16 protein-coding genes are annotated in these 13,021 nt (G+C 63.6%); 9 read left to right on the forward strand and 7 right to left on the reverse strand.

Going from position 1 to position 13,021, the window contains the following annotated elements:
* Positions 1–299 precede the first annotated feature (299 nt).
* The 5 genes from V7S54_RS04800 (at position 300) to V7S54_RS04820 (ending at position 3,234) form a co-directional block, all read left to right on the forward strand.
* Positions 300–1,076 carry a hypothetical protein gene (locus V7S54_RS04800; protein ID WP_336409989.1) on the forward strand — a complete coding sequence of 259 codons (777 nt, stop codon included), beginning with the start codon at positions 300–302 and terminating at the stop codon, positions 1,074–1,076.
* Entirely contained in the window at positions 997–1,533 is a 537-nt protein-coding gene (locus V7S54_RS04805; protein WP_176707631.1) for a hypothetical protein, read from the forward strand. Before V7S54_RS04800 ends, V7S54_RS04805 begins: the two co-directional genes overlap by 80 nt.
* A 189-nt stretch (positions 1,534–1,722) precedes the next feature.
* Positions 1,723–2,082, forward strand: coding sequence for a helix-turn-helix domain-containing protein (locus V7S54_RS04810; protein ID WP_336409988.1), 360 nt, complete (start codon positions 1,723–1,725; stop codon positions 2,080–2,082).
* Between the two features lie 104 nt (positions 2,083–2,186).
* Positions 2,187–2,792, forward strand: coding sequence for a hypothetical protein (locus V7S54_RS04815; RefSeq protein ID WP_065377329.1), 606 nt, complete (start codon positions 2,187–2,189; stop codon positions 2,790–2,792).
* Between the two features lie 67 nt (positions 2,793–2,859).
* Positions 2,860–3,234 carry a hypothetical protein gene (locus V7S54_RS04820; RefSeq protein ID WP_141679602.1) on the forward strand — a complete coding sequence of 125 codons (375 nt, stop codon included), beginning with the start codon at positions 2,860–2,862 and terminating at the stop codon, positions 3,232–3,234.
* 742 nt (positions 3,235–3,976) lie between these two features.
* Here the strand turns inward: V7S54_RS04820 and V7S54_RS04825 are convergent.
* Together V7S54_RS04825 and V7S54_RS04830 are read right to left on the reverse strand one after the other, a co-directional pair.
* Positions 3,977–4,447, reverse strand: coding sequence for a nucleoside deaminase (locus V7S54_RS04825; protein ID WP_057254438.1), 471 nt, complete (start codon positions 4,445–4,447; stop codon positions 3,977–3,979).
* A 235-nt stretch (positions 4,448–4,682) separates the two neighbouring features.
* Positions 4,683–5,147 carry a cupin domain-containing protein gene (locus V7S54_RS04830; protein WP_065377336.1) on the reverse strand — a complete coding sequence of 155 codons (465 nt, stop codon included), beginning with the start codon at positions 5,145–5,147 and terminating at the stop codon, positions 4,683–4,685.
* A 346-nt stretch (positions 5,148–5,493) separates the two neighbouring features.
* On the opposite strand from V7S54_RS04830, the gene V7S54_RS04835 reads away from it, so the two are divergent.
* Entirely contained in the window at positions 5,494–6,300 is an 807-nt protein-coding gene (locus tag V7S54_RS04835; RefSeq protein ID WP_065377326.1) for a class I SAM-dependent methyltransferase, read from the forward strand.
* Positions 6,301–6,416: 116 nt separating this feature from the next.
* On the opposite strand, the gene V7S54_RS04840 is transcribed toward V7S54_RS04835, so the two are convergent.
* The 3 genes from V7S54_RS04840 to V7S54_RS04850 form a co-directional block, all read right to left on the reverse strand.
* On the reverse strand, positions 6,417–7,067 hold the full coding sequence (locus V7S54_RS04840; protein ID WP_065377325.1) for a glutathione S-transferase family protein: 651 nt from the start codon (positions 7,065–7,067) through the stop codon (positions 6,417–6,419).
* Between the two features lie 91 nt (positions 7,068–7,158).
* Positions 7,159–7,539 (reverse strand): nuclear transport factor 2 family protein, encoded by a 381-nt coding sequence (locus V7S54_RS04845; protein WP_065377335.1) that lies wholly within the window; start codon positions 7,537–7,539, stop codon positions 7,159–7,161.
* Positions 7,540–7,799: 260 nt separating this feature from the next.
* Positions 7,800–8,252 carry an Lrp/AsnC family transcriptional regulator gene (locus V7S54_RS04850; protein WP_057253994.1) on the reverse strand — a complete coding sequence of 151 codons (453 nt, stop codon included), beginning with the start codon at positions 8,250–8,252 and terminating at the stop codon, positions 7,800–7,802.
* Positions 8,253–8,367: 115 nt separating this feature from the next.
* Between V7S54_RS04850 and V7S54_RS04855 the strand changes: the two genes are divergently transcribed.
* Positions 8,368–8,991, forward strand: a complete 624-nt coding sequence (locus V7S54_RS04855; RefSeq protein WP_065377324.1) for a LysE family translocator — start codon at positions 8,368–8,370, stop codon at positions 8,989–8,991.
* 15 nt (positions 8,992–9,006) lie between these two features.
* Here the strand turns inward: V7S54_RS04855 and V7S54_RS04860 are convergent, their stop codons facing one another.
* Positions 9,007–9,957 carry a hypothetical protein gene (locus tag V7S54_RS04860; RefSeq protein WP_065377323.1) on the reverse strand — a complete coding sequence of 317 codons (951 nt, stop codon included), beginning with the start codon at positions 9,955–9,957 and terminating at the stop codon, positions 9,007–9,009.
* Positions 9,958–10,486: 529 nt separating this feature from the next.
* On the opposite strand from V7S54_RS04860, the gene V7S54_RS04865 reads away from it, so the two are divergent.
* Together V7S54_RS04865 and V7S54_RS04870 are read left to right on the forward strand one after the other, a co-directional pair.
* Complete coding sequence (locus V7S54_RS04865) at positions 10,487–10,909, forward strand: MarR family winged helix-turn-helix transcriptional regulator (protein WP_057253998.1); 423 nt, start codon at positions 10,487–10,489, stop codon at positions 10,907–10,909.
* A 111-nt stretch (positions 10,910–11,020) separates the two neighbouring features.
* Positions 11,021–11,914 carry an SDR family NAD(P)-dependent oxidoreductase gene (locus tag V7S54_RS04870; RefSeq protein WP_058323289.1) on the forward strand — a complete coding sequence of 298 codons (894 nt, stop codon included), beginning with the start codon at positions 11,021–11,023 and terminating at the stop codon, positions 11,912–11,914.
* A 463-nt stretch (positions 11,915–12,377) separates the two neighbouring features.
* Here V7S54_RS04870 and V7S54_RS04875 read toward each other — a convergent pair whose 3' ends face one another.
* On the reverse strand, positions 12,378–12,959 hold the full coding sequence (locus V7S54_RS04875) for a dienelactone hydrolase family protein (protein WP_065377322.1): 582 nt from the start codon (positions 12,957–12,959) through the stop codon (positions 12,378–12,380).
* Between the last annotated feature and the right edge of the window lie 62 nt (positions 12,960–13,021).

The following is a 13,021-nucleotide window of genomic DNA, read 5'->3' on the forward strand; positions in this document are numbered from 1 at the left end:
GGAGGCGGAAAGATGCTCTGGAATCAAAGTGCTAGAGCGTCCTTTGTGCGTTCGGTCGAACGCACGGCGCTCTAGAGCATCCCGCTCACAAGTGGAAACACTGGAGGCGGAAAGATGCTCTGGAATCAAAGTGCTAGAGCGTCCTTTGTGCGTTCGGTCGAACGCACGGCGCTCTAGAGGACAGGCGGAAAGCAAAGGCGCGGGTTTCCTGCCGCCTTTGGCGCGCATCTGCGGCAGCGCTGTTGCCGCGGTGACCGGCAAGACCAGGGCCGCATCCCGGCCGAGCGGGGAGTAGCGGCATGCGCATCACCGCGATCGTCGAGGCGCTGGTTCAATCCGGTGCGTCGCCGGAGATGATCCTTTGCGCCGTTCGCGCCGCCGAAGCCGGGCAGCAGTCGGAGATCGAGCGGCGCCGGGCAGGCGATCGCGAACGGCAGCAGCGTCACAGGGCGCGCGTGACGTCACGCGATGTCACGGCGACAGGGGCGGGTGTCCTCTCTGATAAAGAAAGCTCCCCCGCACCCCCTAAAGAAACTAACTCTCCCGACACGACTCCGGCCGGGAGCGGCCCTCAGCTCGATCTCCACCTGGGCGAGGCGGATGCGGCGCGGTCGGGGCGCGGCCGCAGGGCCTGCCGGCTGCCCGCGGCCTTCGAGCCCGACTGGGAGTTTGCCGCCGGGCTCGGCTTCGGGCCGGCCGAGGCAACAATCGAATTCGACAAGTTTCGCGACTACTGGGCCGCCAAATCCGGCCGCAGCGCCACCAAGCTCGACTGGGCGGCCACCTGGCGGAACTGGATGCGCAATGCCGGCCGACCAACCAGGGCTGGCGGCCCCCAAGTCGCGGGCCGTTCAACCGCGGCGGGCCGGGCCGGAGACGCCCGGCCACCGCGACGAGGGTCTCGCCAGCAGGCGCCGCCGCACGAGACCGCCTTTGCCCGCCACCAGCGGGAATGCAGGCAAGCGATTGAAAACGAAATCAAAGGAAACCGAAACAATGACCCACATGGAAATGATGAGTTTGCCGGCGCAGGCCCGGCTTTCGACCTTGAGCCGGGAGATTACCGCGCTCACTGAACGGCTGGCGCCGGCAAGCGAGGCGGCGGTGCTGCGCAGCCTCGACGCGATGCAGACGGCCGGCCTGACGATGCCGCAGGGGATCGAGCCGAAGAAGATCCTCGCCGTCTACCACTATGCGCTGTCAGGCGTGCCGGGCTGCGGCCTGGCGGCGGCGACGCAGAAGCTGATCCGCGGCGACTATGCGGCCAACGCCAATGTGCTCTTGGGCACGATCCCGAAGCCGCCGGTGCTGGCGGCACTGGCAAAGGCAGAGGCACTGGGCATGCGGGCCGAGCTTGCCCGCAAGCGCGAGACGATCGCCGCCCTCAAGCCCCGGGATGCTGCCCGTTCCGAAGCCAGCCGCGCCCGCGTACGCGCCAGGCTCGAAGCGTTTCGGAGGACACACGCAGCGGCCAAGGCGGCCGCCCAGAACGTAAGCGCGCTTGCAACCCGGGAGATCCACCATGCAGCCTGAGGCAACGGAATTCATGACAGGACAGACAGCTGCAGGCGGCAGGACAAGCGGCGTTGCGGCGCGGGCGAGGGCCGTGCCTGGGGCTGGCGGTGACGACGACGCGGGAAAGGGCCATCGGCGACGCGGCGGACAGGCGCGCGCGGAGGGTGGCGCAGAGGCCATGGCCATGCCGATGTTGGCAGGCGACGAGTGCGCAGGCAGACACGGCGGATCGCGGAGCTGGAACTGGCGCTCGCCGATGCGGAGGCGCGGCTTCTCTCGCAGGCGCGGGTGATTTGCGGCGCGGCGGATGCGACGGGCGGCGATCTCTTCAGCCGACGGCCGGTGCGCGAGATCATCGAGGATGTGCTTGGCGCCTATCCCGGCATCACCTGGGAGGAGATCATCGGCGTTGGCCGCGAGCGCCGCCTGGTCGAGCCGCGCCATCGCTGCATGGCGGCAGTCTACGAGGAGCGCAAGGATCTGTCGCTGCCGGCGCTCGGGCGCATCTTCCACCGCGACCATACGTCGGTGCTGCACGCGGTGAACCGGCGCGGCGCCAGCCGATGACGGCAAGCTTTCGATTTTTGGACTGATTTTGCGTCAGCGCGAAGCCGGGGCCGGCGGTACGGCCAACCAGCGATGACGAATGAATGAAACGAGGAAACGACACGATGACATCCAAGGCAGAACGCATCCGCATCAAGCGCGCCAGCCGGGCTGGCCGGCCGCGCAAGGCCGACGTGGCACGCTATCCCGGTGGGCAGATCAAGCACGGCGAGACCGAACGGGAGGTGCGCTCCGTGGCGCTCGACGCGCGCAAGCGCATGCATTTTTCCGGCAAGCGCGACGTCGATGTTGCAAGCCCCTTTGCCGGCTACACGCTCGGCCGCATGTTCCTCGACGGCAAGCTGACGGCGCATGAGCGCGAGGCTGGCGACGAGTACGCCCGGCAAATGGCGCGCTATTACAGCCTCACCGGCATTCCCTTTCCGAGTGTCAGGGCGCAGTCGCTCTTCAGCGTCAAGGGCTTTGCCGGCGAAACGAGCGCCGAGCGCGCCCGCAGCGCCCGCCAGGCGGCGAACCGGATGATGGAGCTCGAAGGCGTGCTCCTGAAACTGCAGGATGGACCGCAGGTGAAGACCACGGTCTTCAACGTCTGCATCATGGATTACGAGATGCTGCGCACCATGCCGGAACCGCAGCTCGCCTGGCTGAAACGCGGGCTGACGGAGCTGCACTGGCACCTGGGACTGTCGCGGGAGAAGGAGGTGGGGTGAAGTGCGGCTCCGGAGGCGACCGGGTGCGGTTTTGTTGACAGGGCGTGCGGCGGATGCCAAGTCCGCCATGGCCGCTCGCGTGTTCTGCGCGCCGAGCGGCTACAGGCCAAGAAACGGTGTGACCGCGATGTGGACGCGAAATTCCCGTAAACTGCTCGATGATGAAAAGCGCTGGGTAAACCACCTGAGCCGGCAGTGGTCCGCCGATACTCTGGACGCCCTTCAGGTCGTCGAATTCGTGACGGACAACGCGCACACGATCAGGAATGCGGCGCTTGCAAAGGGCAGGGTGAAACCGCTCGGCTCCCGCCTTGCCAAGGATGGGGACGGTGCTCTCGTGGACGTGATCCTTTTTGAAACTGAAAACGGTGAATTTGGCGAGTTGGAGTTCAACCGTGTTGACACCAGGCCGTTGACCGGGATCCCGGAATTGGACGACTAGGTCAGCAACGTCATTCTGGCCGATGCGGTTTTCGGCCTTGGGGGGAGCGCGATGGCAAGACTTAGAATTTATGATCTCGACGAACAGGCTCGCGCGCTGGATCTGAGGGACCTGTTGCGCCTCCTGGCGCCTCGGTCCTTGCAGGCGAATTGGGCCGTATCACCGGTCAAGTCGTCTCTTGCCGAATATGCGTGGTTCGAGGCGACTGGCGAAGGCGGCGAGCGGCTGGAAGCGCTGACGCAAGACGATGGACGGCTTTCGGGTTCCGAGCTGGCGGCATTGGCCGAAGATACGCGGCAGGATCTGGGGAGAATTTTCCGGCTCGTTACCCGCGCAGCCAGGCGGGACCTGGGTGGTGATCGGGGCAGTCGACAGCACTTTCTACGCGATCGAGACGGACGACGAGGCAGTGTTGAGCACTATCGGCGCGAAGTACAGGGACGTTCGACTGGGCGAGGTTCCAGTCGCCGCATGGCCTCTTCGTCATCCCCAGTGAATGACGGTAGCCGAGCAATGGTCGTGAGGGCTCCTCATCCGGCCTGCTGGCCACCTTCTCCGCGCTCGCAGGGAGAAGGGGACGTGTGGCGGCGTCCCGCTCAAGGCGCGTCGCGATCCTTCAGAATCGCTCATTACGCCTTGGGTCTTTGATTTTTCACATATCGTTGCCGCTGCGCACGTTGCGCGACATGTTTTAGGCGGACGGCTTCGCAACACCCGGCCTCGTCTCCATCGGACGCGTTCCTCACCGCCGCCAGAAGGTCCGGTGGGGGCTGAGCAGTTCGTCCTCGATCTCGGGGAAGGGGCCAAAAACCTCGATCGGCTTCTGGCCGGAGGCAAGCACCGTGCGCGAGGCGAGGTTCATGGTCGGGTTTTCGGGGTGGTCGCTGGTTTCGGCAAGGAGCTTTTCCTCCTCGAAGCCGTAGACCAGGCGACCGATATTCGCCCAATAGAGCGTGCCGGTGCACATGGCGCAGGGCTCGCCGGTTGAAACCAGCGTGCAGGACCATAGGAATTTCGCCGGATAGGCGGTCGCGGCACGCCGGCTAAGCTCGGTCTCGGCGTGGCGTACGGTGTCGATATTGCCTTGGCGCATCAGGATGCTGTCGTCGGGGCCGACCAGGACCGCGCCGAAAGGATGATGGCCGTGCGCGGCGGCCTCGCGCGCGACTTCGTCGGCGGCGCGAAGGTGGGCGAGCATCTGATCGCGGGTCATGGTCTGTCGCTCCCCAACGTCGTGGACGCCACCGATTGGACGGTGCCGTTCGGACGATCGTAGCTCGAAAATCGAATGTCCGATATCGCCGCTGCCCGCAATTTCGCAAGACATCCGCCATGCCAGTGGGTGCTGCGCTTACAAAGGGGAGTGTGTCTCCGCTCTCCTTGCGACAGGTGAGGCGGTCGCATTGCCCGGTCTTTCCCGAACCGCCGCAGCCTGCGCTGGCGGCGGGTCAATCTTGATCCGACCAGTCGGCAAGCAGGGTGATGCCGAACTTCGGCGCGGCCATCCGAAGCCGATCAAGCTCTTCCGATGTCGGTGGCTTGACCGCTTCGCCGGGCCTCAGTTCGCGGCCGGCTTCTTCCAGAAAGCGGTCGAAGATGGCTGGCGTGCCGATCAGGATGTAGCGCGCCGGCCGGCGGCTGACGTTGAGGAGCTGGTGGGGGACGCCGCGCGGGAGAAAGATGCTCTGGCCCACGGTCAGCCGGTGCGCAGTCCCGCCGATTACGGCTGTCATTTCGCCCTCGAGGATGTAGACGGTTTCGTCGTCGCTGGCATGGACGTGAACTGGCGTCCTGGTGTCGCCGCCGCTGATATTTTCGAAGAGGCAGAATTGACCGTCGGTCTGGCTGCCGGACAACAGACGCTTCATGACGACGCCGGCGAGGGCGAAAGCTTTCGTTTCGGTGCTGCTCATCGCAAATAGCCCTTCGAATTTCGCAGGAGCGGTCCTGTCCGCCGCGCTCCCGAGGAAACGCGGCGGCATGGTTGCATGCGTCGGCGGCGACATCAGGACGAAGGGTGAGGTGCGGCACGGTTCGATCGGCGCCGATGGAGCCGGGGCGGCGCCCTGCCTGGCCGGCCTGCCGAGGGAATGGCGAAATATCCGCCGCGCGCGAACGGCGATCGGATCCGGTTTCGCATGCCGTGGATCGGTCTCAAACCCGGTAAACCGATCGACGCGGCAGTTTGCCAACACCGATGTCTTGGGTTGCCCAGCCTGTGGTAGAGTTCGCCCGTTCGGCTGGCTGGAGTGTGCTGTGATGGCTGCATCGACGTTCAATGCCAACACTGGCGACGGTTACGAGTTGCAGATGGGGCGCTGGAGCCGAAGGCTCGCCGTGCCCTTCCTGGCATTTGCCGGAGCCGCGGCGGGTGAACGAGTGCTGGATGTCGGCTGCGGCACCGGCAGCCTGACGTTTCTTTTGGCCGCGCGGCCCGACCTTTCCGCCGTCTGCGGGGTGGATTGCGCGGCGCCCTACATTGAACACGCCAGCCGCTTCAATTCAGATCCGCGCGTCTCTTTCCAGATTGGCGACGCATGCGCTCTGCCCTTTGAGGATGCGGCGTTCGATCGGGTTCTGTCGCTGCTGATGCTGCATTTCGTTTCTGAGCCGGAACGGGCCGTGGCGGAGATGCGCCGCGTTGCGCGGCCCGGTGCGACGGTCGCTGCCACCGTATGGGACGGCCGCGGCGGTTTCGTTGCCAGCCGCCTGTTCCTCGATACGGCGGCAGCCCTTGACCCCGCCGCCCGACGGCTTCGCGAGCGTGCCTTCACCCGCCCGATGACCCGGCCCGGCGAACTGGAGGCGGCTTGGCACAGGGTCGGCCTTGTCAAGGTCGAGACGGCAGAGCTTGCGATCCGCATGGAGTACGCTTCCTTCGACGACTACTGGACGCCCTATCTCGGCAAGGATGGCCCAGGGGCCGAATATGTCGCCACACTCGACGAACAGGCGCGCACGCGGCTTCGCGATGCCGTCCGTTCTGCCTATCTCGATGGCGAGGTCGATGGTCCACGGTCCTATGTTGCGGTCGCCTGGGCCGTCAAAGGTGTGGTGCCAGGTTGAATTCAAGGCGGCGGCCCATACCAATCTCACCCTGGCATCGCTGGAAACTTGAAGAAAGAGGTCAACCGGGTGATGCGGCTCTGTCAGAGTGACGCAACTCGATTGCCGCTTCCGGGTTAGCCTGAGGAAGCGGTGGTGAAAACCGCCAGCTGTGCCTCGAAGGCGCGCTTGTAGGCCGGCCGTGCTTCGCTGCGAGCGACATAGGCAGCAAGGTTCGGGTATTCCTCAAGAATCCCTGATCCATGCAGCCGGCGCAGCACCGTCACCATCAGCAGGTCGCCGGCGCTGAAGGCGCCATCGAGCCAGTCGGCATCGCCAAGGTGGTTGGAAAGGCCGCCAAGCCGTCTGCGGATGGTTTCGTCGAGCGCACGCAGGCGGTGCTCGTACCAGGGCTCGTTGCGTTCGAGGATCTGGACGAGATTACGGTCGAAGACCGGCGGCTCGATCGTGTTGAGCGCGGCAAACATCCAGGCGATCGCGCGCGCCCGGGCATTGGCTTCGTCTGGCAGCAGGCCGGCATGGCGCTCGGCGATATGGAGCACGATCGCCCCGGACTCGAAGAGGGCGAAATCGCCTTCCTCATAGGTCGGGATCTGGCCGAAGGGCTGAAGCGAGAGATGCGGCGGCTGCTTCATCGCCTTGAACGACAGAAGGCGAACCTCGTAGGGCAGGCCGACTTCCTCGAGCGCCCAGCGGACACGCATGTCGCGCGCGAGCCCCTTGCCGCGATCCGGCGACCGTTCGAAAGCGGTAATGGTGATCGTCATCGTTGTCCTCCATCGCTTGTCTGTCCTTGAAGACGGATGGCGGCACGCGATCCCGACACGTCGTCGCGAAAATCGCGCTTGGACGGGCCGCTCAGGCCGCTCCCGTCACCGTTCCCTGGTGGAACAGCATCTGCCACCTGGTTCCGTTTCGCTTCCACACAGAGCTTCTGAGCGCGTGCCGCTCCGATCCATCGCTTTCCCTGCGACGGGTTCTGTAGGTCAAGAGCAACGCTTCCGGCGAAATGGCGGTCAGGCGGTAATCGCTCGCGCGCAGTTCGCCATCGTCTTGCTCTGGCTCCTGCACAAGCAGATCGATGATTTCCGCACGATGATAGATCGAGCCGGACGCCCCGAACTCGACGAAGCCTTCGGCGAGCAGCGCCTCGACGGCTGAACGCGACCGGCGAACGTCCGGGCGGTGCAGCGCTTCTTCAAGCGCACGGATTTCGTCGAGAGGGGGCAGAGCGTGCATCATCATTGTTCCGCTATGGGCGAGGGCTGCCGGTACACTACTGCATGTCTTTGTCCTTAAATCGACCTCGATTTAAGGACAAAGACATGCAGAAAATCAAAGTGCTACAGCGACCTTTGCGCGTCTGATAAGACGCGCGGCGCTGTAATCGTCTGAGCCCTCGGACGGCAACTGCCAGAGCGCCGTGCGTTCAAATGAACGCACAAAGGACGCTCTAGCCGTGGCGCACCAGTTCATCCGGGGCTGCGCGAGCCAGCCGTTCAAAGAGGCAGCGGCCGGTTCTGGAAGATGCTCTTCATCACAAGGGTAGAGGTCAGGCGCAGCACGCTCGGCAGCGCCAGCAGGCTTTCGTCATAGAGCGCCTGAAACGCCTTCAGGTCCTCCGTCACCACATGCAGCATGTAGTCCGGATCGCCAAACAGACGCTCGGCTTGCGTGATTTCCGGTATCGCCCAAAGAGCCTTTTCGAAGGCATGCACGTTTTCGCGGCTGCCTTCCCTAAGCGTTGCGAAGACGATCGCCGAAAAATTGAGGCCGACCTTGGCGGCATCGATATTGGCGCGATAGTCGCTGATCACGCCGGATTGCTCGAGCGCCCTGACCCGGCGATGGCAGGGGGAAAGGCTGAGCCCGATGCGGTCGCCGAGCTCGGTAACCGACAGTCTCCCGTCCTTCTGAAGCTCGGCAAGAATCTTGCGGTCCGTATCATCCATGAGGGAGATATTGCCTCAGGATCCCGCATCTCGGCAAGAGATAGGGAGCTAATCCCCGTGATGCAACGCTATTCTTCCTTCGATGGGTCGGGTATCCGAAGGAAGGTGGTGCGAGATGGAAATGGGTCTGTTGACGGCGTTTTGGGCGATATCGTTTTCGCTGGTGCTGACACCCGGCGCAGACTGGGCCTATGCGATCTCGGCGGGATTGCGAGACAGGGCGATCATGCCGGCCGTTTCCGGCATGCTGCTTGGCTATCTTGCGATCACCCTGGTGGTCGCGGCCGGTGTGGGCGCGCTCGTCGCCGGCGTTCCGGCGGTTCTGACGGTCCTTACCGTGCTGGGCGCAGCCTATCTCCTTTGGCTCGGCGCCGGGGTTCTCGCCCATCCGCCTGTTCCGGTGGTCGGCGAAGACCAGGCGGCCAGGAGCTGGACCGGGTGGATCGTCCGCGGTTTCGCGGTGAGCGGCATCAACCCGAAGGCGCTACTCTTTTTCCTCGCGTTGCTGCCGCAGTTTACCAGCCGCGACGGGAGCTGGACGATCCCGAGCCAGATCGCGGCGCTCGGGGCGGTGCATATGCTCAATTGCGCGCTCATCTACTCGCTTGTCGGCACGGGTTCGAGCATGGTCCTCAGGACGCGCCCGCGCGTGGCTCGTCTGGTGAGCCAGTTCTCAGGCGCGGCGATGATTGCGATCGCGCTGTTCCTGCTCGCCGAGCAGCTTGTCATAATCCGATGAGGCGTGGCGGCCGCCTCAGGAAGCTTTCGCCAGCTTTTCTTCGCGACCGATGCGGGCGTCGAGGTCCCGCAGGCGAAGCGTGACGGCGGGGTGGCCGGGCAGGAGCGACAGGGCATTCGTCAGCATGTCGCGCGCCGTGACGAGGTTGCCGTCGCGGATATGGCGATTGGCGCGGTGGAAGAGGAAATTGACCTGCTCCGTGGGGGCAAAGCGATCACCGAAGCGGGCGTGCAGGCGATCGGCCCAGGCCGGGTGGCGGGCCATGGCGGCGACGGCGTTCTGGTAGGGCCGCATCGGCGCGTCGATCCGCGCGGAGCGGGCAAGGGCGCGCAGGGCAGCAGGGTCATTGGCGCGGCAGGCATCGATCAGCGAAAGCGCGCGCTGCGTTCCGGTGAAGACCCTGACCGTGCCATGACCGGTCATGTGCACGGGCACGAGATGCGTTTCCGCCTGCAGTTCCGCTATGCGCTCGGCATGTCGGCGATCGATCGCGTGGAACGGGTCGTAGAAGAGATAGGCGCGGCCGGCGGCGTGGTCGGGGGCGATGCCCATATTGGCGTGCAGATCGGGCGAGAAATGCCTGAGAAAGCGATTGTCGTACGGAACGGCTTTGGGATTGATCGAGATTTGCGGGCAGAAGGCGATGGCTGTCGTGGCGTTGAAACGCCGGCGGTAGCGAAGCGCTGCATAGCCGCCCTGCGAATGGCCGTAGAGGATGCGCTCGGGTGCTGCCTTCAGGATCGGCGCCGCAGCCTCGACCGCCTTGACCACGCTTGCGGCCGGAAACCAGTTGGGACGCCTGCTGATGAAGCCGAGGGCGGCGATATCCGCCTTCTCGCAGAAGCGCTGGCCCCAGTAGCGGCTGCCGTTTGCCTGGATTTCCATCTCGTTGAAGGTGATGAGGAGGTAAGGCGAGGCGCCCGGGCGATGGATGACCTCAAGGTTTTCGTCCGAGTAGATAAGCACAGTTACTCCGAAGTATTTCAGGATTTGCAGTAGTATAATTCCAAATTCCGAAGCTTGTCCGGCGACGTTATATTAGTGTGATTTCGCCTGGGATTTCCAGTGCCTGGGACTTTCTGCAAGAGGATTTCAATATTCATTTCGGCTGACGGCTTCAGCGGTCGTTCGTTTCGGCAGCTTTCGGCTCAAACCTGACATAGAGGTTCGCATCGCGGACGGCTGCTTTGCGCCCCCATTTGAGCCGTTCAGCGCGCCGATCGCCGAGCCCAGAAGCTGCCATTCATTCACGTGGAGCGGCGCTGAGCGGCAACGGCCTCAATGGGACTCTGCTGCCATCCTCGGATGATACGGCGAACGGCAGCTTCCAGCGAGAGCGAACGTTCCGGCGTTTATGCAGATCATCGCCCGTGGCATGCGCTGAGACATCAGGGTTTCGTATCCTCCTTGAAACGCGATACTGGTTGACTACATGTTGTAGATGCATCATCGAGAGACTATGAACCTGCGTTCCCTACCCGACGATAGACGAGCAATGCTGCGGGAACTGGAAGATGCCTGCGTAATTTCGCGGGCGCGCCTTATCTCACGCGTCATGACCAACATCTTCGACGAGGAACTGCGGCCGTTCGGCCTAGTGTCCTCGCAACACACCTTACTCGGTTCAATCATGCGGATGGGCGTCGCGACGCGTGCCGAAATCGGCCGAGCCAACTGCCTCGATCGCTCCACCTTGACGAGAAACCTCAAGCTGATGCTGGACGCGGGATGGATCGAAGAGGTCCCCGACAAGGTTCAAGGTCGTCAGCGCCCCCTTCGGCTGAGCAAAGCTGGCGAAGACCTGCTGTTTTCATCCATGCCGGCCTGGCGGGCGGGGCAGGAACGAGCGTCCAAGCTGCTTGGGCAAGCAGGCTTGAGCGCAATCAAGACCGTCGCGGACGACATTCCGCGCGATTAGCCGGAATCGGAAATTATGGTATTGCATATACAACACTGCTTCCTATGTGTTGTATATGCAGCATTAGGACGCCGCGGAGCGCCTGATGCCATTATCGAAAGGAGAAATGCGATGACAACGATTCTGGTGACCGGTGCAACCGGAGATACGGGGCGTCCGACCGTGAAGGAACTGCTGAAGAAAGGCCTAAAGGTCCGCGCCCTCGCTCGTCGGGAGGACGCTCGCTCGCAGGAGCTGGCCAGTCTGGGTGCCGAGATCGTTTATGGGGACATCACCAGCCTGCGCGATATGCGGCTGGCTTTCGACGGCGTCGACCGCGCTTACTTCTGCTATCCCATTGCCGACGGTCTCGTGGAGGCGGCAGTCATCTTCGCACAGGTGGCGAGAGAGCAGGGCGTCGAGCACATCGTCAACCTGTCCCACAAGCAATCCAGGCCCGACGCGCGCAGCAAGGTGACCCAGAACCATTGGCTTTCGGAGCAGGTGTTCAAGTGGTCAGGCATCCCGACGACGAACTTGCGCATCACCTTCTTCGCCGAGTGGCTCCTCTACATCTCGTCATTCATCCAGCGCGGCCGCTACGTCATGCCATTCAACAAGGATGGCCGCTTTGCTCCGCTGGCCGCGGCCGATACGGCGAAGATCATCGCCAACATCCTGGAGAAGCCGGAAGGCCACGGCGGCCAAGCCTACCAGCTGCACGGCCCGAAGGAGTATAGTCACGAGGAGCTCGCAGCAGAGGTTGGTCGGGTCCTCGGAGTCGATCTGCCCTTCGAGCAGCTTACCGTATCGGCCTTTCTGGAGCTCGCGGGGCTCGAGGATGACACCGTCTTGCGGCGGCACTTCGAAGCTGCGGAGCTGGACCAGCAAGAGGGTCTCCTCGCCGGTCTCGATGACATCGGCACGAAGATTATTGGTGGCCCGCTGATGACCGTAGAAGCTTTCGTCAACGCGAACCGGGCGCGCTTCGTCCGTGAAACGCAAACGTCAGTCGACCGAAATTAGAATCCTGTGCGTTTTGGGGCGGATATATCAGGGTGACTAATCCAGGTCGCTAACCGGGGCTATCCGGAACGCATGTTTCGGAGCTGCATCGTCCACCTCGAAAATGCCATGGCTTTGCGATTAATTCACCGGCCACTGAGCTGAATCCTCGAGTGCGTAGCGACTGGCAGCTGCGCACTCGATGGACGATAGCTTTTGGCCGAAGCAGATGCTCACATCCAGGTCAAGGTACGACCTGGAGGGGGCGACAGCAGTCCATGGCCGACCTGCTGATTTAAGCCGATAGCGAATGTCCGCTTCATCAATGCTGCTGCCCGGAACCTGCCGTCCCGCTCTCGGCCCCATATCGGCCACGGCGCCGCGGTCGGCGAATGTCTACTGTTGGCGCAAAGCGGCCAAGGCCACCATGACCGATTGGTGGGATTGCTGAGCAACTCCGAGCTTTTCCTACAATAGGGCAGCTTCAGACCCGCCTGAGAAAAGCAAGCACCCGTTCTGTCAGCAGCGCCGTTGCCGCCGCGTCGTAGGACGGCAGCGAGCTGTCGGCGAAATAGTGCTGGTCGCCCGGATAGAGGAAGAGCTCGGCATCGTCGGCCTTCTCGACGAGTTCGCGGGCGGCGTCGATGTCGCCTTCGCCGACGAAGATCGGGTCGTTGTCCATGCCGTGGATCTGGACGGGCACGCCATCCGGCCAGGGGCCGAAGGACCACTGACCGCTGATCGGGATGCAGGAGTAGAAGAAGAGGGCGCCGCGGGCGCCGGGCCGGGACTGGGCGAGCTTCTGTGCCGGCAGGACGCCGAAGGAGAAGCCGGCATAGACGAGACCCTGGGGAAGCGCGTCGGCGAGGCGAACGCCGCGCTCGCGCATCTCATCGAAGCCGACCTCGCCGATATGGGCAAGGCCTTCTTCGATGCTTGCGAAGGTGCGCCCCTCGAAGAGATCGGGCAGGTGCACGGTGTGCCCGGCGGCCCGGAGGTCCTCGGCGAAAGCGTGCATTCCCGGGGTCAGCCCCTGGGCGTGATGGAAGAGCAGGATCTCGGCCATGGACGACTTCTCCTTCAAATTATCCTTCGCGTTCCAATTGTGTCTCGCCGCCTGAAGGGTCA

The sequence above is a fragment of the Ensifer sp. CCNWLY38 genome (genome assembly GCF_037120565.1).
GTDB lineage: Bacteria > Pseudomonadota > Alphaproteobacteria > Rhizobiales > Rhizobiaceae > Ensifer > Ensifer adhaerens_H.

What these genes read in the sequence shown, in the direction of transcription:
- V7S54_RS04830 (WP_065377336.1), bottom strand. Translation starts at nt 5,147, where the DNA reads ATGAGCAGCACCGAAACGAAAGCTTTCGCCCTCGCCGGCGTCGTCATG.
- V7S54_RS04820 (WP_141679602.1), top strand. Translation starts at nt 2,860, where the DNA reads ATGGCCGCTCGCGTGTTCTGCGCGCCGAGCGGCTACAGGCCAAGAAAC.
- V7S54_RS04875 (WP_065377322.1), bottom strand. Translation starts at nt 12,959, where the DNA reads ATGGCCGAGATCCTGCTCTTCCATCACGCCCAGGGGCTGACCCCGGGA.
- V7S54_RS04865 (WP_057253998.1), top strand. Translation starts at nt 10,487, where the DNA reads ATGCTGCGGGAACTGGAAGATGCCTGCGTAATTTCGCGGGCGCGCCTT.
- V7S54_RS04825 (WP_057254438.1), bottom strand. Translation starts at nt 4,447, where the DNA reads ATGACCCGCGATCAGATGCTCGCCCACCTTCGCGCCGCCGACGAAGTC.
- V7S54_RS04845 (WP_065377335.1), bottom strand. Translation starts at nt 7,539, where the DNA reads ATGCACGCTCTGCCCCCTCTCGACGAAATCCGTGCGCTTGAAGAAGCG.
- V7S54_RS04805 (WP_176707631.1), top strand. Translation starts at nt 997, where the DNA reads ATGACCCACATGGAAATGATGAGTTTGCCGGCGCAGGCCCGGCTTTCG.
- V7S54_RS04835 (WP_065377326.1), top strand. Translation starts at nt 5,494, where the DNA reads ATGGCTGCATCGACGTTCAATGCCAACACTGGCGACGGTTACGAGTTG.
- V7S54_RS04850 (WP_057253994.1), bottom strand. Translation starts at nt 8,252, where the DNA reads ATGGATGATACGGACCGCAAGATTCTTGCCGAGCTTCAGAAGGACGGG.
- V7S54_RS04840 (WP_065377325.1), bottom strand. Translation starts at nt 7,067, where the DNA reads ATGACGATCACCATTACCGCTTTCGAACGGTCGCCGGATCGCGGCAAG.
- V7S54_RS04870 (WP_058323289.1), top strand. Translation starts at nt 11,021, where the DNA reads ATGACAACGATTCTGGTGACCGGTGCAACCGGAGATACGGGGCGTCCG.
- V7S54_RS04800 (WP_336409989.1), top strand. Translation starts at nt 300, where the DNA reads ATGCGCATCACCGCGATCGTCGAGGCGCTGGTTCAATCCGGTGCGTCG.
- V7S54_RS04855 (WP_065377324.1), top strand. Translation starts at nt 8,368, where the DNA reads ATGGAAATGGGTCTGTTGACGGCGTTTTGGGCGATATCGTTTTCGCTG.
- V7S54_RS04815 (WP_065377329.1), top strand. Translation starts at nt 2,187, where the DNA reads ATGACATCCAAGGCAGAACGCATCCGCATCAAGCGCGCCAGCCGGGCT.